Source organism: Tractidigestivibacter scatoligenes (assembly GCF_001494635.1).
GTDB classification, from domain to species: domain Bacteria; phylum Actinomycetota; class Coriobacteriia; order Coriobacteriales; family Atopobiaceae; genus Tractidigestivibacter; species Tractidigestivibacter scatoligenes.
In genome coordinates this window covers 309,616-335,786 of the sequence record NZ_LOJF01000009.1, presented here as the reverse complement: position 1 = coordinate 335,786, position 26,171 = coordinate 309,616, and the positions used below count along the sequence as shown (strand labels likewise).

Sequence of the window (26,171 nt, the reverse complement as noted above, 5' to 3'; positions counted from 1 at the left end):
CGGAGTCTGGATGAGGAGGTCGATTGCGATGGACGTCTACGCCAGGATGTCCTCTGGTTGATTCCGCAGCTTGCTGAACCACAGGTTATTACTCTCTATGTAGAATGCTGTCCATGAAGAATTCTGGGAACATAACGATACCGGCTAACTGCGATGTATGGCCGCATGAGCTAAGGACGGCTCGTGCTCTCGCTGCAGATGGACGCTCGGTTACGTTCGTACGGCGAATAGGCGGCAATCGGGTGCGAACTCCGGACATCCAGATGGATGGGGTTCTCTGGGAGATGAAATGTCCCGAGACGGGAAATGTTCGGTCGCTCCAGAGAGTGCTGAGACGTGCTGCCACTCAATCACCAAACGTAATTATCGATTCCAGTCGCATGCGCGGTGCAAGCGACGCAGATGTTGAACATGAGCTGCGGCGCCTTTTACCATTTGTTGGACGGGTACGAAGGCTGTTGTTTGTGAGCAAGTCACGTCAGATAATTGACTTGACTTCATAACTTTGGGTATAAAAAAGATGAAGGCCAATGCACGGTGCGGAAGCACCTCCCGCGGAGGCCTTTTTATTATATCTAAGCTCTTTTAGTAACGATTCCTATTACTATAGAAAGAAAAAATGCCCAGGGTTACGAATACCCTGGGCTGCAATTACATGGAGCGGCGGACGGGACTCGAACCCGCAACAATCAGCTTGGAAGGCTGACGCTCTACCAATTGAACTACCGCCGCAAAGCATGGGGAAGTATACAACAAGATGGACGATGGTGGGAAGCGGGGCCAAAAGGCTTGCGTCACCTACAGCACTTCTCTATTCGTTGCATTTGCAACACACACGCCTTGCCGCGCGTGCCACAGTGGAGCCAGCAACATTGAGGCAGGAGGCCCTTCCATGACAGGTACTCAAGCAGACTTCGATAGCGTCTTCCAGGCGATTCGCGCAGACGAGCAGAACGGGGAGTTCACGCGGCAGGGGATTGACCCCCTCTACACGGCGTCTGCAACTTCTCGGCTGGTGATCATCGGCCAGGCTCCCGGCAGGGTTGCGCAGGAGACGCGCATCCCCTGGAACGACAAAAGCGGCGACCGTCTACGCAGCTGGCTGGGCATCGACCGCGTCACGTTCTACGACCCCTCCGCCGTCGCCCTTCTCCCCATGGACTTCTACTACCCCGGCAAGGGCAAGTCCGGCGACCTTCCGCCTCGTCGTGGGTTTGCGGAGAAGTGGCACCCCGTGCTTCTCGGCATGATGCCCCAGGTGCGGCTCACCGTGCTGGTGGGCTCCTACGCCACCCGGCGCTACCTCGAGCTCTCCTCGTCGACAAAGCTCACCGACGTGGTTCGCAACTACGCCGACTACCTGCCACAGTTCTTCCCACTCGTGCATCCCTCGCCCAGAAATCAGCTCTGGATGAGCCGGAACCCCTGGTTTGAGACGGAGGTGCTGCCGCGTCTTAGGAGCGAGGTCGCGTCGGCGCTGCGTTGATAGGGGAGAGATCCCGCTACCGCCTTGCGGCAACTTCGGGAAGCGAGAAGCGTCGGCGGTTTGCCGTGAGCTTACCTTCTCGCTCAAGCTCGCCGATCACAGTGCAGAGCGCGCACCTGTCAACTCCCAGGTAGTCGGCAAGCTGCTGGCGCGTGAACGGAATGTCAAACTCGCTCGACCCCGCAAGCTTCGATTGTGTTGAGAGATACGCGAGCAGTTTACCCTTGATTGACTTTGGGGCAGCGTCGCGAATCCTTCGGGTAAGGCGCACGTTCTTGCGCGCAACGGATGCCAGGAGGTTCTCGGCAACCCGCGCGTGGTAGGCGCAGGCCCTAGGACAGCTGTGCATGATGTGGGTCACATCGACGAAGAGCACCCGCGTGGGCGTCTTTGTGGCAACCACGTTGGTGAGCAGCGGTTCGTCCTGTAGGGCGGCGAATGCCTCCCCAAAGAGCTCGCCTGCCGAGAAGCTCCCCATGACGCTGGCGTTGCCCCAGACGTCCGCGCCCTCCACGCGCACGCCGCCCTCAAGGACGATGCCCACGCTTTTGACGGGGCTTCCCTCCACCCAGACCAAATCGCCCTTCTCGTACGTCTTGGGCCGTGCCGCAAGGCACCCCAGCATCTCGTTAACCTCCTGAGGCGTCACGCCCCTAAAGAGGGGCGTCTTGGACAGGAACTCGGCATCTACACCACGCATGTCGCACCGCCAAAAAAATCGAGGAATGTTGTGAACACAACTTAGCACATCTCCGGACGCGAGCAGACTAGTACACAACGAACCACCCAAAGAGAGAGGGAATTGATGGACGAGAAGATGTTCTGCTTCCAGTGCGAGCAAACCGCAAAGTGCACGGCATGCACCGGGCGCGCCGGCGTCTGCGGCAAGCCGTTTGACGTTGCGCTTGCACAGGATGAGCTCACGGGTGCGCTCGTGGGTCTCGCCTGCACCTGCAAGCAGGCCGGCACTCGCAGCGAGCTTGCCGACAAGCTCATCGTTAGCGGGCTCTTCACCTGCATCACCAACGTCAACTTCTCCAAGGACACCGTCGACGCCATCACGGCGGACGTGCGTGCCGAGAAGGAGCGCATCGCTGCCGCCGCTGGAATCGAGGCTGCCCAGGATCTGCTCCTCGGCCACGTTTGGTCTGACAACGAGGATGTGCGCTCGCTGAAGTCGCTCATTCTCTTTGGGCTTCGTGGAGCGGCTGCCTACGCGTACCACGCCCGCATGCTCGGCTCCGTGAGTGACGAGGCCCAGCAGGCCTTTGTCGATTGCCTTGCCACTCTTGCCACCGAGAGCGACCTCAACAAGCTTCTCGCTGTCTCCATGCAGGTGGGCAAGCTCAGCCACGACGTGATGGGCCTCCTCGACGCAGCCAATACTGGCGCCTACGGCATGCCCGAGCCCACCGAGGTCTCGCTCAAGATCGAGAAGGGCCCCTTCATCGTCATGTCCGGCCATGACCTCCACGACCTCAAGCTGCTCCTCGAGCAGACCGAGGGCACAGGCGTCAATGTCTATACGCACGGCGAGATGCTGCCCGCCAACGCCTATCCCGAGCTCAAGCGCTATCCGCAGCTCAAGGGCAACTTTGGCACCGCATGGCAGAATCAGCAGAAGGAGTTCGCCAACGTCCCCGCTGCCTTTGTGTTCACCACGAACTGCCTCATGCCTCCTCGCCCCAGCTACGCAGATCGCGTCTTCACGACTGAGGTTGTCTCCTATCCTGAGCTCGTGCACATCCCCGCGGCTGCCGATGGCTCGAAGGACTTCACCCCGGTCATCGAGAAGGCCAAGGAGCTTGGTGGCTACGACGAGGATGTGCAGCTCACGGGCATTAACGGCGGCACCAAGGTCGTGACTGGCTTTGCTCGCGCGGCGGTGCTCTCGGTTGCCGACAAGGTTGTCGACGCCGTCAAGGCTGGCAAGATCAAGCACTTCTTCCTCGTTGGCGGCTGCGACGGCGCCAAGCCCGGCCGTAACTACTACACTGAGCTCGTCAAGCAGGCTCCCAATGACACGGTCATCCTCACCCTTGCGTGCGGCAAGTACCGCTTCAACGACCTTGACCTGGGCGACATTGACGGTATCCCCAGGCTTCTCGACATCGGTCAGTGCAACGATGCCTACAGCGCCGTCGAGATTGCCCTGGCTCTCGCGGATGCCTTCGACTGTAGCGTGAACGACCTGCCGCTTTCGATCGTGCTCTCCTGGTACGAACAGAAGGCTGTTGCCGACCTGCTTGCCCTTCTCTACCTGGGCATCAAGGACATCAAGCTTGGGCCTACGCTCCCTGCCTTCGTGAGCCCCAACGTCCTTGACATTCTGGTGCGCGAGTTTGGCATTTCTCCCATCTCGACGCCCGAGGAGGACCTCACCGCGCTTCTCGCATAGGGGGAGTGAGCTGTTGCGGCGTTAGGCGAGAGGGGCCAGGCGAATTGTCGCCTGGCCCCTTTTTTCTCTTAGCGAAGACGCCTTTTGTGTTGCTGCGGCCTCGCCTAAACCTCACACGTGTTGTTTCTATTCTTATCTGTTGCGAGAAAATCCCTGTTAGTCTGCTGACAAAATCAAATAAGAAACAACACGTGTGAGGTTTCTGGGAAGAGGCAATCTGTGCCTCCTTGTGGGCGACGACGGCCGGTTCAGCAACGGCCTGCGCTACCCGGGAGACCCCACGGGGCCGGCCTCGGAGGTGTGGAACTGCCGCTGCACGCTGGTTGCCTCCATGCCCGGCTACGACGCCTTCGAGGACCGCAACGATTCCAAGCTTGAGACCAGCTACGAGGACTGGAAGGCGGGCCGCGACTCCAAGAGGCCAAAGCCGAGCGGCCGGAGCCTGAAGGAGTTCATGGACACGCCGGCGACCGAGAGGGCCGCACAGAGGGCAGGCGTCAGCAAGACGCAGCTGCGAAGGCGCATCGTGTCACAGCTCAACGCCGACGGCAGGACCGGCCGCGACTTCCCGTCGATGACCAGGGCAGAGCAGCAGGAGGCGCTAAGGCAAGCCGTAGAGCTTACAAGGAAGCAGGACAAGCCGCGCCGCAGAGTGAAGGTCGTCAACGACGCCCTGTACAACTCGCAGAAGAACTACGTCGAGAGACATGGCGGGAAGGTAATACGAGGAGACAAGGAGTGGGAGGACCATCTGGACAAGATGGGCGCTGGGGCCTCCGCAGTAGGAGACACCATCATCCTGAGGAACGATGCAACAACGTCAGAGGTTCTCGAGGAGGTCTTTCACTTCTGGCAGTCACAGCGTGGCGACTACTCGGAGTTTGACGCGGAAACCATGCGCAACCTGCGGGAACGCGATGCTCAGATGTACCTCTTGGATTCTGAGGAGCAGTACAATATCCCCAAAGAGGAGAACGAGCAGACAAAGAAAGCGATTGACTATTACCTAGGCAAGCTAAGGGGGTCTGGGGTTGATGAGAATACTGGATTGCATCGAAATCAACGGTAAGACGCTGATGGTGCTAGACCACGACCTCCCTAGCACCGGATGGCGCGAGCTTATCGTTGATGGCACCAAGTACGCGACCATTCCAGTGATGGACATGGGGGACAACAGCATAGCCATCGATGGCATCCATGACTTCACCGGCAAGGAGGTCACGTTCGCATGAGCGACTTCAAGACCATAGCCCGCATCCTGGGCGCCATCCGCTCCTGCGAGGGGCGTCCGTTCGACGTGGCGGCGGTGAGCCCGGAGGCCATGGGCGTCAGCGAGGAGCAGCGCGACGTGCTTGCGTGCAAGCTCCAGCGCGCCGGCAAGGTGGACGGCCTCATAACCACAGAGGACATCGACGGCGCGCCGCTGCGCGTGCTGTGGGCGCAGTCGTCGCCCGAGGTCACGCTGGACGGCCTGGAGTACATGGCCACCCGCGAGCCGCTAAGGAGCGCCGCGCGCGAGGTCGTTGGCGCGTCGGTGTTGGCGGCGGTCTCCGCCACGGCGGCCGCGCTCGGCTCGATGCTGTAGCCCAGCCCAAAACCCATGCATGGCTCAGGCCCCCGCCACCACGGCGGGGGCCTCTTCCTTGCCGCGTGACCGCGACGCGACCATGGCCGCGAGGTGATGCAGCATGGCGGGGAACATCGACGTTAGCGACCACACCCAGGAGTGGCTCTCGGCGCTCGCGCCGGGGCTCTCGCGCGGCCTGGAGCAGGTTGGCCTGGCCGCCGAGGGCCACGCGAAGGCCAAGTGCCCCGTGGACACCGGGCGCCTGCGCGACTCCATAACGCACGTGCAGCTGGACAACTGCGTCAAAGCGTCTGACAGGTAGTCGGTGTGTCTCTCGATAGGAAAAACAAAAATGGGGCGGGTTTTACCCCGCCCCACCTGCGATTATCTGGTCGGGGCGACTGGATTCGAACCAGCGACCCTCTGCTCCCAAAGCAGATGCGCTACCAAGCTGCGCTACGCCCCGAACGTTATGAAGTATAGGGTAGTTCTCGTCGCGCTTCAACGGGTCATCCTCCTCGGCGGGAACCGCTCGCTGTCCCTCCTTAATACCATTCGCCCGTATATGAACGGCGTTCGGTTACTGGCGCATTTCTATCGTGTCTCTAGCGAGGCATAGATCGTTTTCAACTCGTTCCTAACTCTATGATGTTCAACGATGTGCGCGTTCGGGGAAATCACCGCGCGTCTGGAAAGGGTCCAGAAGATCGAGGAACAGGAGACTTCATGACGTATTCCGAGAGGGTCATTGCACAGCTGGAGGAGCGCTACTCCGACCAGCCCGAGTTCATCCAGGCCGCCAAGGAGGTTCTCACCACGCTGCAGCCGGCGCTCGATGCTCACCCCGAGTATGAGCGCGCCGCGCTTCTCGAGCGTCTTGTCGAGCCCGAGCGCATAGTGATGTTCCGCGTGCCCTGGGTTGATGACGAGGGCAAGGTCCAGGTGAACCGCGGCTACCGCGTCGAGTTCAACTCCGCCATTGGCCCCTACAAGGGCGGCCTGCGCTTCCACCCGTCTGTGAACCTCTCGATCCTCAAGTTCCTGGGCTTCGAGCAGATCTTCAAGAACTCCCTTACCACGCTGCCCATGGGCGGCGGCAAGGGCGGCTCGGACTTCGACCCCAAGGGCAAGTCCGACCGCGAGGTCATGGCGTTCTGCCAGAGCTTCATGACCGAGCTCTGCCGCCACATTGGCCCCGACACGGATGTCCCCGCCGGTGACATTGGCGTTGGTGGCCGCGAGATTGGCTACATGTTTGGCCAGTACAAGCGCGTCCGCAACGAGTGGTCCAGCGTCCTCACGGGCAAGGGCATCCCGTATGGTGGTTCTCTCGCCCGTACCGAGGCCACGGGCTACGGCGCTGTCTACTTCCTCGAGAACATGGTCACCGAGAAGGGCGAGGAGCTTGCGGGCAAGACCATCTGCATCTCCGGCTCCGGCAACGTTGCCCAGTACGCAATCCAGAAGGCCGAGCAGCTTGGCGCCCACGTGGTGACTGCCTCCGACTCCAACGGCTACGTCTGTGATCCCGAGGGAATCGACTTCGACCTTCTCTGCCAGATCAAGGTCGTTGAGCGTGGCCGCATCAAGGAGTACGCGGAGCGCAAGCCCGGCTCCGTCTATCACGATGGCGAGCGTCCCTGGGGCGAGAAGTGCGACATCGCGATGCCTTGCGCCACGCAGAACGAGCTTGACCTCGATGACGCCAAGAAGCTCGTGGCCAACGGCTGCGCGTACGTGGTCGAGGGTGCCAACATGCCCACCACCACCGACGCGACCACGTTCCTCATCGAGAACGGCGTGTACTTCGCTCCCGGCAAGGCGGCCAACGCCGGCGGCGTCGCTGTCTCTGGCCTCGAGATGAGCCAGAACCACGAGCACCTCTCCTGGTCCTTCGACGAGGTGGACGAGAAGCTCAAGGGAATCATGAACTCCATCTACAGCGCCGCCGCTTCCGCTGCGCGCGAGTACGGCCACGAGGGCAACCTCGTGTTTGGTGCCAACATCGCCGGCTTCCTCAAGGTCGCCGACGCCATGATGGCCCAGGGTGTGTGCTAGCCCGCTGATCTGCGTTTTTCGCGGCAAGTGATTGGTCTGGCCCTCCGGCGGCGTGACGCCTCCGGAGGGCCTTTATGTTTTCACCTTTAGAAGGGGCTCGCTCGCGATTCTTTTTTGATGCCGCGCCTCTTGGACGTTTAAGGTGCCCTAACCGTCCAAATTCCGCGGAACAATTTTATGCCGCCAAAGTTCGACGTTTAAGGGGGCTTAAACGTCCGGAATCAGCGCCTTGACGAGAAGGTCAGCGGCTCCGTTCCACGGCACCAAACAATATGTTTGGTATCCACACAAGTATCCATATCCATGCCAAACCATAGGGGATTGTTGCAGACTTGTTGAATTCGGTCAACGAAACATGCATGCCCCGTATACTTGCAACGACCTTTAACGAGCGGTACGAGATACCGAGAAGGCGTCCATAGCGCAGAATCCGGCCCAGCCTCTCGGGAGCACGCGCACGCTGCGCGCGGCTCCTTTTTTATGGCACGTCGGCGGCGCTGCACGCAGAAAGGACGGTGTTGCTGTGAACCTCTTGGTCGATGGCGGCAGGCATCGGGAGGCCCTCCTGGCGCTTGAGGACGGTACGGCCCTCAGGGGCCGAAGCGTTGGCGCGGAGGGCGAGACCTTCGGCGAGATTGTGTTCAACACGTCCATGGTGGGCTACCAGGAGATCGTGAGCGACCCGTCATATGCTGGTCAGATTGTCACCTTCACCTATCCTCAGCTGGGTAACTACGGCGTCAACGAGAAGGACATGCAGGCAGACGCACTGCATCTCAAGGGCTTTGTGTGCCATGACGCCTGCTACACGCCAAGCAACTGGCAGAGCGTCGTGAGCCTGCCGGACTTCCTTGCGTCCCGCGGTGTCGTGGGCATCGAGGGCGTGGACACCCGCGCGGTCACCCTGGCCATTCGCGAGGGCGGGGCCATGCGCGCGGCAATCTCGACCACGGACCTCGACCCCAAGAGCCTCGTCCGCCGCGTCCGCGAGTCCCCGCACATCGAGGAGCACAACTACGTCGCCGACGTCTCCTGCAAGGAGCCGCACGTCGTGAGGCCTAAGGGCGAGGTGCACCACCGCGTGGTTGCCGTGGACTGCGGCGAGAAGACCGGCATCGTGCGCCGCATGGCCGAGGTGGGCATCGAGGTCACGGTTGTCCCCTGGGACACACCTGCCGAGAAAATCATTGCCATGGAGCCCGACGGCGTCTTTTTCTCCAACGGCCCTGGCGACCCCGACACTGTGCCCACCGTGCCCGAGACCGTGCGCGCCATTCTCGGCAAGCTCCCCGTCTTTGGCATCTGCCTGGGCAACCAGATGATCACCCTGGCTGCGGGCGCCCGCGTCGAGAAGCTCCCCTACGGCCACCACGGCGGCAACGAGCCCGTGATGAACCTTCTCACCGGCAAGGTTGAGATCACGGCACAAAACCACAACTACGGCCCGGTCTTCTCTACCTTTGGTCCGCTTGTCCCCGAGCTCTCCGGCGGTCTCACCGAGCATCCCGAGAGCCTCCTTACCTGGAGCCGCATGCACGTTGCTCCCGTCGCCATGAACGAGCGCTACGGCCGCATCCGTCTCACGCACGTTAACCTCAACGACGGCACGCCCGAGGGCATCCAATTCCTCGACCTGCCGGCCTTCTCGATGCAGTACCACCCCGAGGCCAAGCCCGGCCCCAACGACTCGGCGTACATGTTCGAGTCCTTCTCGCGCCTCATGGACGGACGCGAGGACTACCTTGCCATCGACGTTCGCGAGGGGAGGCGCTTCTAGTTGCCTAAGCGTACCGACATCAAGAAGATCCTCATCATTGGCTCTGGCCCCATCGTCATTGGCCAGGCTTGCGAGTTTGACTACTCCGGTACCCAGGCGTGCAAGGCGCTGCGCGAGGAGGGCTACGAGGTCATTCTCGTCAACTCCAACCCCGCCACCATCATGACCGACCCCGAGACCGCCGACCGCACCTACGTTGAGCCCATCACGGCCGCCTCGGTCGCCAAGGTCATCGCCAAGGAGCGCCCAGACGCGCTGCTGCCCAACATGGGCGGCCAAACGGGCCTCAACTGCGCCGTGGCGCTTGCCGAGCAGGGCGTGCTCGACAAGTACGGTGTGGAGGTCATTGGCTGCGACATCGAGTCGATCCAGACCGGCGAGGACCGCGAGCTCTTTGCCGAGGCCATGCGTGACATTGGCCTGGAGGTCGCCCGCTCCGAGACCGCGCACACGCTCGAGGAATGCGAACACGCGGCGGAAGACATTGGCTACCCCGTGGTGATCCGTCCCGCCTACACGCTGGGTGGTGCCGGCGGCGGCATGGCATACACCCACGATGACCTGGTGCGTATTGCCCGCGAGGGCCTGGCGCTCTCTGCCAACTCCGAGGTTCTCATCGAACAGAGCCTCGAGGGCTGGAAAGAGATCGAGATGGAGGTCATGCGCGACTCCGCTGGCAACGGCATCGTGGTGTGCTCCATCGAGAACCTCGATCCCATGGGCGTGCACACCGGCGATTCCATCACCGTGGCGCCCTGCCAGACGCTCAACGACTTCGAGATGCAGCGCCTGCGCGACTACTCGCTGGCCGTGCTCGAGCGCGTGGGCGTTGCCTGCGGTGGCTCCAACGTGCAGTTTGCAGTGAACCCCAACGACGGTCGCGTGATCGTCATCGAGATGAACCCGCGCGTGAGCCGCTCCTCGGCCCTGGCATCCAAGGCCACTGGCTTCCCCATTGCCAAGGAGGCGGCGCTTCTCGCCGTTGGCTACACGCTGGACGAGATTACCAACGACATCACGCAGGCCACGCCGGCCTGCTTCGAGCCCTCGATTGACTACTGCGTGGTAAAGATTCCGCGCTTTGCTTTCGAGAAGTTCAAGGGCGCGGACTCCACGCTCACCACGCGCATGAAGGCCGTGGGCGAGGTCATGGCCATTGGCTCCACCTTCGAGGAGGCGCTGCAGAAGGCCATGCGCTCGCTCGAGCAGGGACACGCAGGCCTGGGTGCCGACGGCAACGACAACTTTGACGAGGACGCCTTCGAGGAGCGTGTGACCACGCCCACTCCTCAGCGCATCCTCTATGTGGCAGAGGCGCTGCGCCGTGGCTGGGGCGTGGAGCGCGTCTTCGAGCTCACGCACATCGACCGCTGGTTCCTTAACCGCATCGCGGACATCGTCACCGCCGAGCGCACGATCTCCGAGCTGGGGCTCATTGGCCTCGACCACGACCACATGCTGGCAGCCAAGGAGCTTGGCTTCTCTGACCGCCAGATTGCCTACCTCACGGGGACGAGCGAGGAGGTTGTGCGTGCCGTGCGCGAGGTCGTGGGCGTTCGTCCGCTCGTGAAGACCGTCGACACCTGCGCCGGCGAGTTTGCCGCCCGCACGAGCTACCACTACTTCACCTACGAGGACGGTGGCGCCACCGAGCGCACGGAGGCAGAGAAGCCCCGTGTGGTTATCCTCTCGGCCGGTCCCAACCGCATTGGCCAGGGCATCGAGTTTGACTACTGCTGCGTCCACGCCGCGTACGCGCTCGAGGCCAAGGGCTACGAGACGGTCATGGTCAACTGCAACCCCGAGACCGTCTCGACCGACTACGACACCTCCGACCGCCTCTACTTCGAGCCGCTTACCTTCGAGGACGTCATGAACGTCATCGAGGTCGAGAAGCCCGTGGGCGTCATCGTGACGTTGGGCGGCCAGACCCCCATCAACCTTGCCGGCAGGCTCAAGGCCGCGGGCGTCCCCATCATGGGCGCCCAGCCCGAGGCCATCGACCTGGCCGAGGACCGCGACCGCTTCGCAAGCCTGCTCGATCGGCTGGAAATCGCCTACCCACCCTCCTCGACGGCAGAGACCATGGAGGACGCCACCGAGGTCGCGCGTCGCATTGGCTACCCGCTTCTTGTGCGCCCGAGCTACGTACTGGGCGGTCGTGGCATGGCTATTGTCTACGACCACGACGACCTGCGCACCTACATGGCCGAGGCAACGCGCGTCTCGCCCGACCACCCGGTCTACCTCGATTCCTTCCTCGAGGACGCCATCGAGTTGGACGTTGACGCCCTCTGCGACGGCACGCAGTGCTATGTGGGCTCGGTCCTCGAGCACATCGAGGAGTGCGGCATCCACTCCGGCGACTCCGCGTGCTGCTGGCCGCCCTTCTCGCTCTCCGATTCCATCGTGGAGCGCGTGCGCGAGATTACCCGCAAGCTTGCGCTTGCGGTGGACATCCACGGCCTTCTTAACATCCAGTTTGCGGTCAAGGACGAGCAGGTCCTGGTCATCGAGCTGAACCCGCGCGCCAGCCGCACGGTGCCCTTCTCGTCCAAGGCCACCGGCGTGCCCCTTGCGCGCTGCGCCGCACGCATCATGTCCGGCGAGACCATCGCCCAGCTGGGGCTTCCGCCCGAGGACCGCACGCCTTCGCATTACGCCGTGAAGGAGGCCGTCATGCCCTGGAGCCGCTTCCCGGGTGCCGACGTCCACCTTGGGCCCGAGATGAAGTCCACCGGCGAGGTCATGGGCATCGACACGACCTTCCCCAAGGCTTACGCCAAGACGCGCGAGGCCATTGACTACGAGATCCCCATGTCGGGCAAGGTGTTTGTCTCCGTGTGCGACAGGGACAAGCGCTCCATCGCGCCCGTTGCGCTCTCGCTCACCAACCTGGGCTATGACCTTGTCGCCACGCGTGGCACGGCAAAGACGCTGCGCGCCGCCGGCATTCCGTGCGAGGTCGTGCGGCCCATCAGCGAGGGCAGCCCCAACGTGCTTGACATGATGGCTGCGGGCGAGATTGCTTTCCTCATCAACACCCCGCGCGGCGGGAGCTCGCGCGGCGACGGCGCCAAGATCCGCAGCGAGGCGGTGAACCGCGGCGTCGACATGGCAACGACCATGTCTGGCGCGACGGCGCTCATCCAAGCAATCGCCGCGCTGCGCAAGGGCCCGCTCGACGTCTACGCACTGCAGGACCTGTAGCACTTCTCGTGCGGTTGCGCTTACGTGCCCTCCGGCGTCACCGCGACGCCGGAGGGCTCTTTCGTACGTGGTTGCTGCCAAAACGCGCCTTCCGGCGGCAAAATGTCGCCGGAAGCGTCATTTTGGTGCAAGATGCAACAAGCCAAGCCCTCCGGAGACAAATTGCCGCCGGAAGCGTCATTTTGGTGCAAGATGCAACAAGCCAAGCCCTCCGGAGACGAGGTCGGGTTCCCTCTGGAGTCGGTGATTGGCGCCGCCTACGTGTGCTCGTGTCGATTTCTTTCTCGTTTCCTAGGCCAAGACCTGTGCATTTGCTATTATGGCAAGGCTATGTGTGACTATGCGGGCGTGGCGGAACTGGTAGACGCGCTGGATTTAGGTTCCAGTGGGGGAGACCCCGTGAAGGTTCGAGTCCTTTCGCCCGCACCACATGAGCCGCATGCGCAGGAAACCACGGCGGACGCCCGCCCGCCGAGGACGAGACACTGGAGGAACGTTGAAGATCACCGTCACCGCTGAGGAGCCGAAAGACAACAAGGTTGCCGCAAAGCTCACCATTCCCGCCGCCGACGTCGACGCGGCTGTCAAGAAGACCTACAAGGACTTCGCGCACAAGTACAACTTCCAGGGCTTCCGTCGTGGCCACGCTCCCCGTCCCGTGATCGACGGCATCCTGGGCAAGGAGTCGGTGCTCGCCCAGGCCACCAACGACCTCCTCAACGCCGCGGAGCCCCTCATGCTCGAGGAGCTCAACATCGTCCCTGTTGGCCGTCCTGACTTTGCCCAGGACGCCGACCTCGCCCAGGAGGGCCAGGATTACACCATCGACGTCACCATTGGCGTTCGCCCCGAGGCCGAGCTTGACTCCTACGATGCGCCTCAGATCAACATGCCTCCCGAGGAGGTCACCGACGCCGAGGTCGAGGCCCAGGTCAAGCGCTACATGACCTACCACACCTCCTATGAGGACGTCCCCGAGGGTGAGGCCGCCCAGGAGGGCGACGTCGTGAAGGCCGACATCGAGAACGTCGAGGGTGCCGAGAAGCTCGCCGGCGAGGGCCAGACGCTCGCGCTCGTTGACGGCCAGGTTCCCGACGAGGTCAAGCAGGCGCTCACCGGCGCAAAGGTTGGCGACGTTGTGGACCTTGCCTGGACCATCAAGCACGAGGACGGCGACGAGAGCCACGAGCACTCCTACAAGGCCAAGGCTACGGTCAAGGGCATCCAGCGCCCCACCACGCCCGAGCTTGATGACGAGTTCGCCAAGAAGAGCTTTGGCTACGACACCGTCGACGAGTTCAAGAGCGCCGTGCGCGACGAGATCGCCGAGGATAAGAAGGCCAACCTTCCCAACCTCAAGGAGGACCGTGTCGTCGAGGCAGTGGGCGAGCGCCTGCAGCTTGACGAGATTCCTTCTGACTACCAGGAGGAGGTCTTCAACGAGCTTGGCCAGGAGGTTCTCGGCCAGATGCAGCGCTCTGGCATCTCCCTTGACATGTACCTCAGGGCTCGCAACATCTCTCCCGACGCCTTCATCGCCGACCTCCACGCTCAGGCCGAGGAGCGCGCCCGCCAGTCCCTGGCGCTCGACGCCATCGCCCGCCAGCTTGGCCTTGAGGCCACCGAGGAGGACGTCCGCAACGAGTTCGAGAAGGCCAACGTCGGTGACGTGGACAAGGCTATCGAGCAGTGGCGCTCCGAGGGCCGTCTCCCGGCCATCCGCGACTCCATCAAGCGCACCAAGGCCCTCGACTGGCTGGTCGAGAATGCTCAGGTGACCATTGTGGACGAGGCCGCCGAGGCTGCCAAGGAGTCCGAGGGCGAGAAGTCCGAGGACGCCACCGAGGACGCCGAGTAGCCTCGCTACCAGAACCAATGGTGCAGACCCTGTGAACTGACGCCGTGCCCCGGATGGCGCAAGCCATTCGGGGCACATTGGAACGGAACACAAACAATTCCTGAAGGGAGCATCATGCACAACCCAACGAACATCCCGCTCATCCCGTACGTTGTTGAGCAGACCCCGCGTGGCGAGCGCAGCTACGACATCTACTCGCGCCTGCTCAACGACCGCATCGTCTTTCTTGGCGAGGAAGTTACGCGCGATTCTGCCAACCTCGTGATCGCGCAGCTCCTCCACCTGGAAAGCCAGGACCCCGACAAGGACATCTCGCTCTACATCGACTCTCCTGGCGGTGACGTATACGCTGGCCTTGGCATCATTGACACGATGAACTTCATCAAGCCCGACGTCTCCACCATCTGCGTGGGCATGGCTGCCTCCATGGGCGCAGCCATTCTCGCCAGCGGCACCAAGGGCAAGCGCCTTGCGCTGCCCAACTCGATGATCCTCATCCACCAGCCCAGCTCTGGCGTCCAGGGTCAGCAGACCGACATCCAGATTGTGGCCGACGAGACCAAGTGGATCCGTGAGCACCTCAACCAGATGCTTGCCGACGCCACTGGTCAGCCCATCGAGAAGATCAACGCCGACACCGAGCGCGACAACTACATGCGCGCAAGCGAGGCGCAGGCCTACGGCCTTGTCGACAAGGTCATCACCAACCGCAACGATCAGGGTAAGCAGGAGTAGCGCATGGCTCAGGACCGCGACAACGGAAACGGACGCTCGTACGGCGACAACGAGATGCACTGCTCGTTCTGTGGCAAGAGCCGCAGCCAGGTGAGCAAGCTCATCCAGGGTCCCGGCGGGGTCTACATCTGCGACGAGTGCGTTCGTGCGTGCTCTCAGATGATCGAGGAGGCGGATGGCACCGCTGCGGAGGAAGACGACGTGGACGAGGAGTCCCCGCTGCCGCTCAAGGAACTTCCCACCCCGCACGAGATCTATGACGAGCTCTCGCAGTACGTGATTGGCCAGGAGGCGGCAAAGCGCGCCATGAGCGTGGCCGTCTACAACCACTACCGCCGCATCCTCTCGGGCAACGACGAGGTTCCCGAGGGCGAGGAAGAGGTTGAGATAGCCAAGAGCAACATCCTGCTCCTTGGCCCCACCGGTACCGGCAAGACGCTGCTTGCGCAGACGCTTGCCCGCTTCCTTGAGGTGCCCTTCGCCATCGCCGACGCCACCACCCTTACCGAGGCCGGCTACGTGGGCGAGGACGTGGAGAACATCCTGCTCAAGCTCATCACCGCGGCCGATGGCGACGTCTCCCGCGCCGAGCTTGGCATTGTCTACATCGACGAGATTGACAAGATCGCGCGCAAGGCAGAGAACCTCTCCATCACGCGTGACGTCTCCGGCGAGGGCGTGCAGCAGGCGCTGCTCAAGATCCTTGAGGGCACCGAGGCAAGCGTGCCCCCGCAGGGCGGCCGCAAGCACCCGCAGCAGGAGCTCATCCACATCGACACCACCAACATCCTGTTCATCTGCGGTGGCGCGTTTGTGGGTCTCGACAAGATCGTTGCCGACCGCATTGGCAAGAAGGGCGTTGGCTTCAACGCCGAGCTTGGCAAGAACGTCGACCAGGACGAGGACGAGCTCATGGAGCAGGTCATGCCCCAGGACCTGCACAAGTTTGGCATGATTCCCGAGTTCATTGGCCGCATCCCGGTGATCACCTCCACGAGGGAACTCAAGGAGGAAGACCTTGTGGACATTCTCACCAGGCCAAAGAACGCGCTGGTCAAGCAGTACAAGCGGCTCTTCGAGATTGAGGGCGTCGAGCTGGAGTTCACGCCCGATGCTCTGAACGAGATAGCGCGTCAGGCCATAGCCCGTGGCACGGGCGCCCGCGGCCTGCGTGCCATCTGCGAGTCAACGCTCCAGTCCACGATGTTCGACCTCCCGAGCGACCTCGACATTACCAAGGTCATCGTTACCAAGGAGTGCGTGGGCGGTGCAGAGAAGCCCGAGGTGGTGCGGCAGGAGTCGCTTCTGCCCAAGCACCGCGCGAGCTAGCACGCTTGAGCTGGTAGCGTAACGTTGCGGCCGCGTCCGGAGACCCGGGCGCGGCCGTTTTCTTACTGATCGTTGAGACCTGGCTGCTATGCCTTCGCTAGCCTTCGCTAGCCCACCGAACCGCCAAAGCGCTCGTAGTACTCGATGAACTTCTGGCGACGCTTGGTCCCGGCAGGGCAGGTGTAGTCGAATGCGTGCATGATTCCGCGATAGATTGCCACGGCCTTGATGCGTCGAGCCATGCCGTCCACGGTCCTTCGGGATTTCTCAAGTTGATCTCGCAGGTACTCGAGGTAGGGAGAGCCTGCCGCGTACTGCCAGAAGAGTCCGGCGAGATCGGAGTCTGGGTAGAGCCACGGCCTGTTGTCGGGACCGGCGTAGTGGACAATGCGATAGTCCCGCCTGGCCTCGTCGTACTCGTCTTGGACGTCCTTGGGAGCCTGCGCCACTATGTGGGTGCGACGCATGTACTGCCAGTCCACAAGGTAGTTCCACTTCATATGAACCCGCCGGTAGTGACCGTCCACCACCTTGTTAAGGACGTCCTGGTCAAGCCAGCGCCATGTGCGCTCCGTAGCAATGTCGAGCAGCTCCTCGGCCGTGATGGTCTGACGGAACTTCTCAAGATTCATGAGGAGCACGCCTGCCTGGAAGTAGTCGTGCGGCTCGGACATGCCCAGCTGGTCCTTGAGGTAGGCGTAGACCGTGGGATCATAGCCGTCAATCTGGCCAATGGTGTCCGCGTCACGCGTGGCCGCCAGGAGGTATCCCGTGACGTCCGTGTCAAAGAGCTCCGCCACGTCCGAGCACACCACAATGTCAGAGTCCAGGTAGATGGCCTTGTCTACATTGTCCAGAAGCGTCGGGGCCAAAAGGCGGAAGTACGTCTCGGGCCTAAAGTGGCCATGATGGGGGAGCTTGATGTCGCCCAGCGCGGCATCTACGTCCAGAAAGCCCAGGCCAACATTGTGCTTGGAAGCCTGCTGTGTGAGCGTGATCATGCTCTTGGGCGTGATGTCGCGCGTGAGGACCACGATGTCATAGTGACGGCTAGGGGAGACGTTCACCAGGATGGACTGGAGCGCCACCGAGAGGTAGGGAACAAAGAGCTCGTTGCAGGCAAAGACGAGAACAACGTCGTTGAGGTCAAGTGGCAGCTCCCGTGACGAGGTTGCCAGCATGGTTCCCCTCTGCGTTTTCTGCGCGACAGGTGTTCCGCTCTGTAAGATCATCGTCTGGCTGCTCCCTGTAGGATGGCCGTGTCTGCAAACAAAACTGCACAACATGACTCTACCATGACGTGGAAGCCGCGCTGCGTTCGCCCGCCCGTCCCCGCCAAAGAGACAAAGGGACAGTCCCTTTGTCTCATGCCTTTGTCTCATGCGAGAAGGGCGGCGGCATTCGTGGCTGCCAGAGCAGCCACGTCCTCGCCGCGCACCTCTGACGCCTTCGCTATCGCCCGCTCGAGTGACGAGGAGATCTCTTCTGCGCTGCCCAAGACCTTCTCGCCTGCGGGGAGGTCGGTCTCGGTGAGCAGCAGCTCTGAGGGCACCTCGCGCACGTACTCGCGCCCGCGCCTGGTTGCAAGGGAGTGCTCGCCAAACGAGAAGTGGCACCCCATGCGGGCGGCGCGCCACAGCTCCTCTGGCCTTCCGGAGAACCAGTGGAATATACAACGGCAGGACCTGACGGCGCCCGTGCGCTCCAACACGTCGAGCACCACGTCTGTCGAGCGCACGGAGTGTATGGAGACGATCTTGGGGCACGAGGGGTCGCTCGTCTCGGCGCAGATGCGCATGATGCGCTCGAAGGCCGAAACCTGAGCGCGTTGCGTTCCCTCGCCCACGTGCGCTGGCGAGAAGTCCAGGCCAACCTCGCCAACAAAGCGCAGTTCAGGCAATATGGAGACCAGCGTGTCAACGTCCTTCTCGGCAATGCGACCGTCTGCGATCCACCAGGGATGGGCGCCAGCGGCAAGATGGACCCCCGGTGCGTCGGCAAGCTCCTGCGCCGCGCAAAGATAGCCCGCTGGCGTCACCGTGCAGGCGAGAAACGAGAGCCCAAATTCCTGTGCCTGCGCTGCCACCTGCGGTGCGTTTGCGTAGAAGTCAAGGTGCACGTGGGCGTCGAAGAGCCTCATCGCGCGTTCCCCCCGCTGGTGGTGATCCTGCCGTCAAGCCCCGTGAGCGACAAGATCACGTCACCGGCAATCATCTGACCCATGATGGGCGGGAAGTAGGACATGGTTCCCAGCGTTGCCGCCTTGCCGGAAGCACCATCGGGCGCTTGGGGGCGCACTGGCTCCTCGGGCGAGTAGAGCACCCTCAGTCCGCGGATGCCGCGCTTGCGGCACTCCTTGCGGATGATGCGGGCGAGCGGGCACCCATGCGTCTGCGAGATGTCAGCAAAGCGCAGGAGCTCGGGGTGGAGCTTATTGGCGCCTCCCATGCTCGAGACCAGGGGCATTCCCTCGTCCTGGCACCAGCGAGCTACGACGAGCTTGGCGGTCACGTTGTCGATCGCGTCCACCACAAAGTCCGGGCGCGGGTCTAGCCCGCCCAGAATCTGGCCTATGTTGTCTCGTGTGAGAAACACGTGGATGGGTGTGATGCTGGCTGAGGGGTTGATGTCTGCCACAATGCGCGCCATAACGTCGGTCTTGCGCTGGCCCACGGTACTCGTGTAGGCCACGGCCTGGCGGTTGATGTTGCTTGGCTCGACTACGTCGCGGTCTACGAGGACGAGCGACCCCACGCCACCGCGCGCAAGGGCCTCGGCGCAGTTGGAACCCACGCCGCCCAGTCCAAGGACCACCACGCAGGAGTTTGCGAGCCTTCTCACGGCGTCCTTTCCCATGACCAGCTCGAGCCTGGACGTGGGTGTCTCGTCAACGTTTGCCATGCGTCTCTCCGCGTTCTAGCTTGTCCTCTTGCAATCGCCCCGATAATAGTCGAAAGCATGAGACAAAGGGAGACTCCCTTTGTCTCATTGCACCTGTGCTAAGCTGGGAAGCTGCAATCTGGGCGCCGCCTGCGCCCCACATGGCTGTGTTCGAGAGGACCGTATCGTGGAAGAGATGCCCAAGACCTACAATCCGCAAGAGGCCGAGCCCCAGCTCATCCAGAAGTGGGTTGACGCTGGCTGCTACCGTCGCAGCAAGGGCGTAGGGGACTGCACCGTTGTCATCCCGCCGCCAAACGTGACCGGCATCCTGCACATGGGCCATGCCATGGACGATTCAATCCAGGACACCTTCATCCGCTACAACCGCATGCGCGGCCGCTCGACCCGCTGGATCCTGGGAACCGACCACGCCGGCATCGCCACCCAGACCAAGGTGGACAAGAAGCTCAAGAGCGAGGGAAAGTCTCGCCTCAAGATGGGGCGCGAGAAGTTCCTCGATGCCTGCTGGGATTGGACCCACGAGTACGGCGGCACGATCGTCTCGCAGATCAAGCGCATGGGTTGCTCGATTGACTTCGATGACGAGAAGTTCACCATGAGCCCCGAGTTCAGCCGAGCCGTGCGCAAGGTCTTCTGCGACTGGTACCACGACGGTCTCATCTACCGCGGCAAGCGCATCGTCAACTGGTGCCCCGTGTGCGGCACCGCCATCTCGGACGACGAGGCCGAGTACCATGACGAGAAGGGCCACCTGTGGTTCCTGCGCTATCCGCTCACCGAGCCCGTCGATGGCATCGAGTACATCACCGTGGCCACCACGCGCCCCGAGACCATGCTGGGCGACACCGGCGTGGCCGTCTCGCCGGAGGACCCGGAGAAGGCCAAGCTCGTGGGCAAGACGGTGATGCTGCCCATCGTGAACCGCGAGATTCCCATCTTCTCCGACTGGCACGTCGACAAGAACTTTGGTACCGGCTTTGTGAAGGTCACGCCCGCGCATGACCCCAACGACTTTGCCATGGGTCAGACGCACAACCTCGAGCAGATCAACATCCTCGACGAGCACGCGCACATCGTGGACGGCTACGGCGAGTTCTCTGGCATGGATCGCGACGAGGCACGCGAGGCCATTGTGAAGTGGTTCGACGAGCACGGTCTTCTCGACCACATCGAGGACCTCGAGCACTCGGTCATGCACTGCTACCGCTGCGACACCGCCCTCGAGCCCTGGCTCTCCGAGCAGTGGTTTGTTGCCGTCGACAAGCTCAAGGGGCCTGCCACCAAGGTCGTCCAGGATGGCGAGGTCAAGTTCTATCCCGAGCGTTGGACGCAGACCTACCTCACCTGGATGGATAACCTCAAGGACTGGTGCATCTCCCGCCAGCTGTGGTGGGGCCACCGCATCCCCGTGTTTTACTGCGAGGACTGCGGCTGGGAGGACGCCCTCATGGAGGACACCGACGTGTGCCCCAAGTGTGGCGGCCACCACGTGCACCAGGACCCCGACGTCCTGGACACCTGGTTCTCCTCGCAGCTGTGGACCTTTGCCACGCAGGGCTGGCCCGACCACCCCGAGGACATGGAGGGCCACCACCCCACTAAGGTGCTTGTCACCGCACGAGACATCATTGCGCTCTGGGTTGCCCGCATGATCATGAGTTCGCTTTACTTCACGCACGAGGTGCCGTTCCACGACGTGTACATCTACGCCACCATCCTCGCCAAGGACGGCAGCCGCATGTCCAAGTCCAAGGGCAACGGCGTTGACCCCATGGCGCTCATGGACAAGTACGGCGCCGACGCCATGCGCTACAACCTGCTCACGCTCATCACCACCAACCAGGACGTCAAGTTCGACGCCAACCTTGACAAGAAGACTCGCGCGCTTATCGACAGTCCGCGCACCGAGCAGGCGCGCTCCTTCGTGACTAAGATCTGGAACGCCAGCCGCTTCGTCCAGATGAACCTTGATGGCTACACGCCCGGTGCACCCAAGGCCGAGACGGCCGAGGATGCCTGGATGCTCTCGCGCCTGGCTCGTGCCGTTGAGGCCGCCACGCGTCAGCTCGAGGGTTACGAGTTTGGAGACTACGCCCGCGACCTGCAGTCGTTCTTCTGGGGCGAGGTCTGCGACTGGTACATCGAGCTCTGCAAGGGGCGCCTGCTCCACGGCACACCGGAGGAGCGCCTCCAGGTGCAGCGCAACCTCGTCTACGTGCTCGACGTCTCCATGCGCCTGCTGCACCCCGTGATGCCCTTCGTCACCGAGAGCGTGTGGGACGCCCTGCCCGCGAGCGGCCTCGACGACCACTCCTCGCAGTTCCTCATGACTGCCGCATGGCCTGAGCCCGCAGACCTTGCTACGTTTGTGAACGACAAGGCCGAGCACGACTTTGAGCTTGCCCGCCGCGTGGTCTCTGCCGTGCGCTCGACGCGCGCCCGCTATCGCCTGTCGCCCAAGGCCGAGCTCGACGTCTGTGTGCGCGCCGCGGCCGAGGACGTTGCCGTTCTCGAGTCTCAGCGCGGCTTCATCTGCAGCGTGGGCCACGTGGACCAGCTGGCGCTTGGCGCCCAGCAGGACAAGCCTGCAGGTTCAGTGAGCGTTGCCGATGGTGCGCTTGAGATCTTCGTGGTGCTCGGCGGGCTGGTTGACCTTGCCGCCGAGGGAAAGCGCCTGGAGAAGGAGCTGGCAAAGGCCGAGAAGGAGCTTGCCGGTACCAAGCGTACCCTCTCCAACGAGGGCTTTGTTGCCAAGGCGGCGCCTGAGGTCATCCAGAAGAAGCGCGACCGTGCCGAGGAGCTGGAGCAGTCCATCGAGCAGCTCCGCGCACAGATTGCCGACTTGGCGTAAGGTGGCACGGTTCTCTCGTCCCCGATGTTTGCTGGGCCCGTGGCGGTTGTGCCGCCGCGGGCCCTTTTTCTCGACTTACAAATTCCAATCGGTTGGCGGCGCTAACCAATGGAAATTTACAAGGCGAGCTTTTAATCTGCAAATTCCGATTGGTTAGAGGTGGCTAAACAAATCGGATTCTGCAGGAAAGAGGGGGCCGCACCAGCCCTGCTAACCCGCAAAGCGGGGGTCGGCCTTTCTCATCGACCAGGGGTAGCGCGCGAGAAGGTGCTCCCACGCTGCCCCCACCTCGTTGGGAATGTCCACATGCGCAAGAAAGCCCTGGCCACGCGGCCCATAGCCGTTCTCGTCGTCGGCGAGGCGGGGAATCTCGCCCATGAGCAGGGTCAGGTAGCAGCGCATGTTCCACATGCCGGGCGGGGAGTAATCAAATGCCAGCTCGCCGTCGCGCACAACCACGTGCACCGCGTGGGTAACAAATGCGATGGGCAGCACGCCGGGCATCTCCTTCTCTACCTCGGCGACCATGCGTCGCTGCATGGTGGCGTCCTGCGAGAGGATCAGGCTCTTGCAGGAAACGCCCTTCTCGGTGAGGAGGTCCCGCAGGTAGGTGATGTTGTTTCCGCAGTTGGTCGAACGAGCCTCCAGAAAGTCCGCCTCAAGGCCGTGCACGTGGGATAGGTATGACGAGATTATCTGTGCCTCCGTGGCATCGTCTGCAAACTGCAGTTCCGGGCATAGCTCGCGCACCCTTGCCCTGAACGTCTCCGTTGTGTGTCCAGCGCCGCCAACAATTACGTACGTGCGCGCGACGCCGGCGCGCATCGCGTCTGCCAGCACGTCTCCGCCGGCGAGGATGGAGCCGCCAAAGAGCGCCATCACGTCCGCCTGCTCAAAGCCGTAGCGCGATTCCTCGCCTCTCGGGAACCCTCAACACGTAGAAACGTGCGGTTTAGTAGCAGCTCCCAAATGGCACTCAAGGCGTTTACCTGCTGTTATTCTCAACAGTACTTTAAAATAACAGCAATTAAGCCGCAGGTTTTCGAAAAGGGGATACGTGCGCGTCTCCTGCTAACGAAATGGCCATCCCAGCGTTGCCGGGATGGCCTCAACCGTTCGTCGCCGTTCGTCGCTACAGCGATGCTACAAAGCGCTTCTGCGCTGCTCGACCGGCCTCGTCCCACTTGAAGACGCCGGCGTCCTCAAGCACGTGCGAGAAGACCAGGCCCACACCGTCGCGAACCACCTGGTGCACGTTTGCTGTGGTAAGCCCAGGGTTCTCCTCGGCAAGCTGCGCCGCCCAGTCGGCGTGCGATGAGGCCAGCGGGTCTGCCGCCATCTCCTCCCTGGTCGCTCCAGCAACAAGCAGCTCCTCAACGCGGCCAAGCTCTCCCACCAGGCGCGGAGGCAGGATGGCAAGCCCCATGACCTCGATGAGGCCGATGTTCTCGCGCTTGATGTGGTGCCATTCCTCGTGCGGGTGGAAGACGCCCAGCGGATGCTCGGCGCTTGTGACGTTGCAGCGAAGTGCGAGATAGGCTTCGTACGTGGTGCCTCCCACGTTGCCCTGTGCATCCACGCGCCGCACAATGGGGGTTACCGTGTTGTGCGGCGTGCCGTCAGCGTCGTGCGCGATAACGCCCACAGACTCGTCGCTCCAGCCGCGCCACGCCGCAACCACGTGGTCGCAGGCGTCAAGCAGCTGGTCTCGGCTTTGGGAGGAGAGGCGCAGGACCGAGAGCGGCCAGTGCAGCACCTCGCCGGAGACCTCTGGGAAGTCCGGCAGCGAGAACCTCTCGGCAGTGGCCGCACGCATCATGGGAAAGACGTGCGCGCCTCCCTGGAAGTGGTCGTGCGAGAGGATCGAACCGCCAACCACGGGCAGGTCTGCGTTAGAGCCAATGAAGTAGTGGGGCAGCAGGTCCACAAAGTCGAAGAGACACGAGAGCGAGGCACGGTCCACGTGCATGGGGCGGTGACGTGCGCTCATAGCAATGCAGTGCTCGTTGAAGTACGCGTATGGACTATACTGCAGGCCCCAGCGCTCGCCGCCAAGGGAGATGGGGATGATTCGCAGGTTCTGCCTGGCGGGATGCGCACCCATGGGGTCTGTGGCGGCGCGCCCTGAGTAGCCCTCGTTCTCAATGCAGAGCTGGCAGGCGGGGTACTTCTCGCCTGCGGGCGCCTTGCCTGCCGCGGCAATCTCACGCGGGTCCTTCTCTGGCTTGGAGAGGTTGATGGTTATCTCAAGCGACCCCCAGCTTGTCTGCGTGTTCCAGCAGACGTTCCGGGCAATGGCGGTACGGCGCACGTAGCCGGCGTCGCAGCAGATACGATAAAACCAGTCGGTCGCTGCCTTGGGGCCGCTCTGTGCGAGAAGATCCCTGAACGTTGCCTCGACCTCGGAGGGCTTGGGCATGAGTAGCCCCATGACGCGCATGGCTATGCGGTCGCGGCCGCTCGCTGTGTCTGCGGTGCAGCCGTTGTCCACCGCGACCTCGGCGAGCGTGGCGAGAAGGTCATCCGGCGCCGTGGCCGTTGCGCCCTTCGTGACGGCGGGGGAGTCCGGTCCCTCGGCAAGCACCCACGCGTCGCTAGGTCCGGGGCCGGTTGCGCCCACGGCCTCAAGCACGGCATTCGCGCCCCAGACACGGTCCGCCCAGCCAATGAGCCCATGGTTGGCGGCATAGTCAACAATCCCCATAGCAGCGGCAACAAGGGTTGCGCCGTCAATGGGTGTATGTGCGCTTTCTACTCCCATTCCGCGTACGCCCCCCTGTCAGAGATGCGGTAGCGCCTGCAGGAGCCAGCGCCAAGCCATGCGTCCATGCGGTCGGAGAACTCCTCAACCAGGTCGAGCGGGACAAAGCACTGGATGGTGCCACCAAAGCCGCCGCCGTGGATCCTCGTGGCGCCGCGTCCGTCGAGAACGCGCTCGGCAAGCCCAAGAGCCACCATGGCAGGCTGGCTCTCCACGCCGCACGAGACGTTCTGGAGGAACATTGCCGAGCTCGCCCCCGAGGTGCGCGTGCACGCGAGGAAGGCGTCGATGTCCGGTGCATTGAGTGCCGCCCAGCGCTTGTCGACCAGCTCGTTCTCGCGCCAGTAATGGATGGCGCGCAGCACCGCGCGGTCGCCAAGGTCGCGCCGCAGCTCGGGGACGTGGGCGTCGAAGTCGTCCTGGTCAACCTCGCAGAGGCGCTTCTTTCCAAACACGGCGGCAACTGCCTGCATCTCCTGGGGCATGGCGGCGTACGCGTCGGTGAGGTCCGCGTGGCTCGAGCCAACGTCCACAAGGCAGAGCGCATAGCCGTGGTCCTCGAAGTCGAACTCCAGGCGTCGGGCAACAGGGTCCTCGGGAACGGCAAAGTCGATGAAGGCGAGGCCGCCCAGGCAGACGGACGCCTGGTCCATGAGGCCGCACGGCTTGCCAAAGTAGACGTTCTCGGCAAACTGGCTCATGCGCGCCATCTCGAGCGCGTCATAGCTGCGTCCCTCCCAGAGAGCCTCCATCGCGCGTCCCAGCGCTGCCTCGACAGCCGCGGACGAAGAGAGGCCACCTCCCACGGGGATGGTGCTCGTCATGGCAAGGTCAAAGCTCGCGGGGATCCTACCGTCCTGGGCCATCCTGAACGCCATGCCCCTTACCAGAGAAGCCGTGGTGTTCTTTTCGGCGTCCTGGGAATCAAGCGATTCGAGGGAGACCTCAATGGTGGGGTATCCGTCGCTTGCCAGGCGCACGACGTCCAGCCCGTTGGGGCGGGCGAGCGCGTCAACGGCCACGTTCAGAGCGCCCGCGATAACGTGGCCCCCCTCGTGGTCGGTGTGGTTGCCCGCGATCTCCGAGCGGCCCGGGGCGTGTACCCGTAGCAGGCGCTCTCCTGCGGGGGGCTCGCCAAACTCCTGGCAGAAGAGCTGCCGCGCCCGTTCGATGCCGTTCTGGCGTCCGACGCACGTCTCGTTCATCGTGTTCTCCTTCCTCCCGGCATGCCGGGCAA

At 62.7% G+C, this 26,171-nt stretch carries 21 protein-coding genes and 3 tRNA genes; 15 read left to right on the top strand and 9 right to left on the bottom strand.

The window, feature by feature from the left end:
* Positions 1-104: 104 nt before the first annotated feature.
* Positions 105-503, top strand: a complete 399-nt coding sequence (locus tag AUL39_RS11635; protein WP_353612412.1) for a CdiA C-terminal domain-containing protein — start codon at positions 105-107, stop codon at positions 501-503.
* Positions 504-656: 153 nt separating this feature from the next.
* On the opposite strand, the gene AUL39_RS06010 is transcribed toward AUL39_RS11635, so the two are convergent.
* Positions 657-732, bottom strand: a tRNA-Gly gene (locus AUL39_RS06010).
* 160 nt (positions 733-892) lie between these two features.
* Here AUL39_RS06010 and AUL39_RS06005 point away from each other — a divergent pair.
* Positions 893-1,486: a uracil-DNA glycosylase family protein gene (locus AUL39_RS06005; RefSeq protein WP_059054678.1), complete on the top strand. Its 594-nt coding sequence runs from the start codon at positions 893-895 to the stop codon at positions 1,484-1,486.
* Positions 1,487-1,502: 16 nt separating this feature from the next.
* On the opposite strand, the gene AUL39_RS06000 is transcribed toward AUL39_RS06005, so the two are convergent.
* The gene (locus AUL39_RS06000) at positions 1,503-2,186 is read right to left on the bottom strand and encodes a Crp/Fnr family transcriptional regulator (protein ID WP_059054676.1); all 684 of its coding nucleotides are present in this window, start codon (positions 2,184-2,186) and stop codon (positions 1,503-1,505) included.
* A gap of 105 nt (positions 2,187-2,291) precedes the next feature.
* Here AUL39_RS06000 and hcp point away from each other — a divergent pair, with 105 nt between their 5' ends.
* The 5 genes from hcp to AUL39_RS05980 all read left to right on the top strand — a co-directional run bounded on the left by hcp (position 2,292) and on the right by AUL39_RS05980 (position 5,773).
* Entirely contained in the window at positions 2,292-3,884 is a 1,593-nt protein-coding gene (gene hcp, locus AUL39_RS05995) for a hydroxylamine reductase (protein WP_059054674.1), read from the top strand.
* Between the two features lie 331 nt (positions 3,885-4,215).
* On the top strand, positions 4,216-4,953 hold the full coding sequence (locus AUL39_RS05990) for a hypothetical protein (RefSeq protein ID WP_160327042.1): 738 nt from the start codon (positions 4,216-4,218) through the stop codon (positions 4,951-4,953).
* Complete coding sequence (locus AUL39_RS11075) at positions 4,919-5,116, top strand: hypothetical protein (protein ID WP_153001576.1); 198 nt, start codon at positions 4,919-4,921, stop codon at positions 5,114-5,116. Before AUL39_RS05990 ends, AUL39_RS11075 begins: the two co-directional genes overlap by 35 nt.
* Complete coding sequence (locus AUL39_RS05985) at positions 5,113-5,469, top strand: YjcQ family protein (RefSeq protein WP_059054670.1); 357 nt, start codon at positions 5,113-5,115, stop codon at positions 5,467-5,469. Before AUL39_RS11075 ends, AUL39_RS05985 begins: the two co-directional genes overlap by 4 nt.
* A gap of 103 nt (positions 5,470-5,572) precedes the next feature.
* The gene (locus tag AUL39_RS05980; RefSeq protein ID WP_059054668.1) at positions 5,573-5,773 is read left to right on the top strand and encodes an HK97 gp10 family phage protein; all 201 of its coding nucleotides are present in this window, start codon (positions 5,573-5,575) and stop codon (positions 5,771-5,773) included.
* A 67-nt stretch (positions 5,774-5,840) separates the two neighbouring features.
* On the opposite strand, the gene AUL39_RS05975 is transcribed toward AUL39_RS05980, so the two are convergent.
* Positions 5,841-5,917 (bottom strand) — tRNA-Pro (locus AUL39_RS05975).
* A gap of 260 nt (positions 5,918-6,177) precedes the next feature.
* Here AUL39_RS05975 and gdhA point away from each other — a divergent pair.
* From gdhA to clpX, 7 genes are all read left to right on the top strand, one after another.
* A complete protein-coding gene (gene gdhA / locus AUL39_RS05970) occupies positions 6,178-7,509 on the top strand; it encodes an NADP-specific glutamate dehydrogenase (RefSeq protein WP_059054665.1) in 1,332 nt (443 codons plus the stop codon).
* A 523-nt stretch (positions 7,510-8,032) separates the two neighbouring features.
* Positions 8,033-9,286: a glutamine-hydrolyzing carbamoyl-phosphate synthase small subunit gene (gene carA, locus AUL39_RS05965; RefSeq protein ID WP_059054662.1), complete on the top strand. Its 1,254-nt coding sequence runs from the start codon at positions 8,033-8,035 to the stop codon at positions 9,284-9,286.
* The gene (carB, locus tag AUL39_RS05960) at positions 9,287-12,496 is read left to right on the top strand and encodes a carbamoyl-phosphate synthase large subunit (RefSeq protein WP_059054660.1); all 3,210 of its coding nucleotides are present in this window, start codon (positions 9,287-9,289) and stop codon (positions 12,494-12,496) included.
* A 342-nt stretch (positions 12,497-12,838) separates the two neighbouring features.
* Positions 12,839-12,925: transfer RNA gene (locus tag AUL39_RS05955), tRNA-Leu, on the top strand.
* Positions 12,926-12,992: 67 nt separating this feature from the next.
* Positions 12,993-14,354: a trigger factor gene (gene tig / locus AUL39_RS05950; RefSeq protein ID WP_059054658.1), complete on the top strand. Its 1,362-nt coding sequence runs from the start codon at positions 12,993-12,995 to the stop codon at positions 14,352-14,354.
* Between the two features lie 114 nt (positions 14,355-14,468).
* A complete protein-coding gene (locus AUL39_RS05945) occupies positions 14,469-15,089 on the top strand; it encodes an ATP-dependent Clp protease proteolytic subunit (protein ID WP_032111898.1) in 621 nt (206 codons plus the stop codon).
* 3 nt (positions 15,090-15,092) lie between these two features.
* Positions 15,093-16,418, top strand: coding sequence for an ATP-dependent Clp protease ATP-binding subunit ClpX (clpX, locus tag AUL39_RS05940; protein ID WP_059054656.1), 1,326 nt, complete (start codon positions 15,093-15,095; stop codon positions 16,416-16,418).
* Between the two features lie 107 nt (positions 16,419-16,525).
* On the opposite strand, the gene AUL39_RS05935 is transcribed toward clpX, so the two are convergent.
* The 3 genes from AUL39_RS05935 to AUL39_RS05925 form a co-directional block, all read right to left on the bottom strand.
* Positions 16,526-17,599: a glycosyltransferase family 8 protein gene (locus tag AUL39_RS05935; protein WP_059054654.1), complete on the bottom strand. Its 1,074-nt coding sequence runs from the start codon at positions 17,597-17,599 to the stop codon at positions 16,526-16,528.
* Positions 17,600-17,796: 197 nt separating this feature from the next.
* A complete protein-coding gene (locus AUL39_RS05930; RefSeq protein WP_059054651.1) occupies positions 17,797-18,558 on the bottom strand; it encodes a TatD family hydrolase in 762 nt (253 codons plus the stop codon).
* The gene (locus AUL39_RS05925) at positions 18,555-19,319 is read right to left on the bottom strand and encodes a tRNA threonylcarbamoyladenosine dehydratase (protein WP_059054649.1); all 765 of its coding nucleotides are present in this window, start codon (positions 19,317-19,319) and stop codon (positions 18,555-18,557) included. Before AUL39_RS05925 ends, AUL39_RS05930 begins: the two co-directional genes overlap by 4 nt.
* 166 nt (positions 19,320-19,485) lie before the next feature.
* Between AUL39_RS05925 and AUL39_RS05920 the strand changes: the two genes are divergently transcribed.
* A complete protein-coding gene (locus tag AUL39_RS05920) occupies positions 19,486-22,173 on the top strand; it encodes a valine--tRNA ligase (protein WP_059054648.1) in 2,688 nt (895 codons plus the stop codon).
* A 210-nt stretch (positions 22,174-22,383) separates the two neighbouring features.
* Here AUL39_RS05920 and AUL39_RS05915 read toward each other — a convergent pair whose 3' ends face one another.
* The 3 genes from AUL39_RS05915 to AUL39_RS05905 form a co-directional block, all read right to left on the bottom strand.
* Complete coding sequence (locus AUL39_RS05915; protein WP_059054646.1) at positions 22,384-23,052, bottom strand: ElyC/SanA/YdcF family protein; 669 nt, start codon at positions 23,050-23,052, stop codon at positions 22,384-22,386.
* Between the two features lie 253 nt (positions 23,053-23,305).
* Positions 23,306-24,934, bottom strand: coding sequence for a UDP-glucose--hexose-1-phosphate uridylyltransferase (locus tag AUL39_RS05910; RefSeq protein ID WP_408033261.1), 1,629 nt, complete (start codon positions 24,932-24,934; stop codon positions 23,306-23,308).
* Positions 24,925-26,139 carry a galactokinase gene (locus AUL39_RS05905; RefSeq protein WP_059054644.1) on the bottom strand — a complete coding sequence of 405 codons (1,215 nt, stop codon included), beginning with the start codon at positions 26,137-26,139 and terminating at the stop codon, positions 24,925-24,927. Before AUL39_RS05905 ends, AUL39_RS05910 begins: the two co-directional genes overlap by 10 nt.
* Between the last annotated feature and the right edge of the window lie 32 nt (positions 26,140-26,171).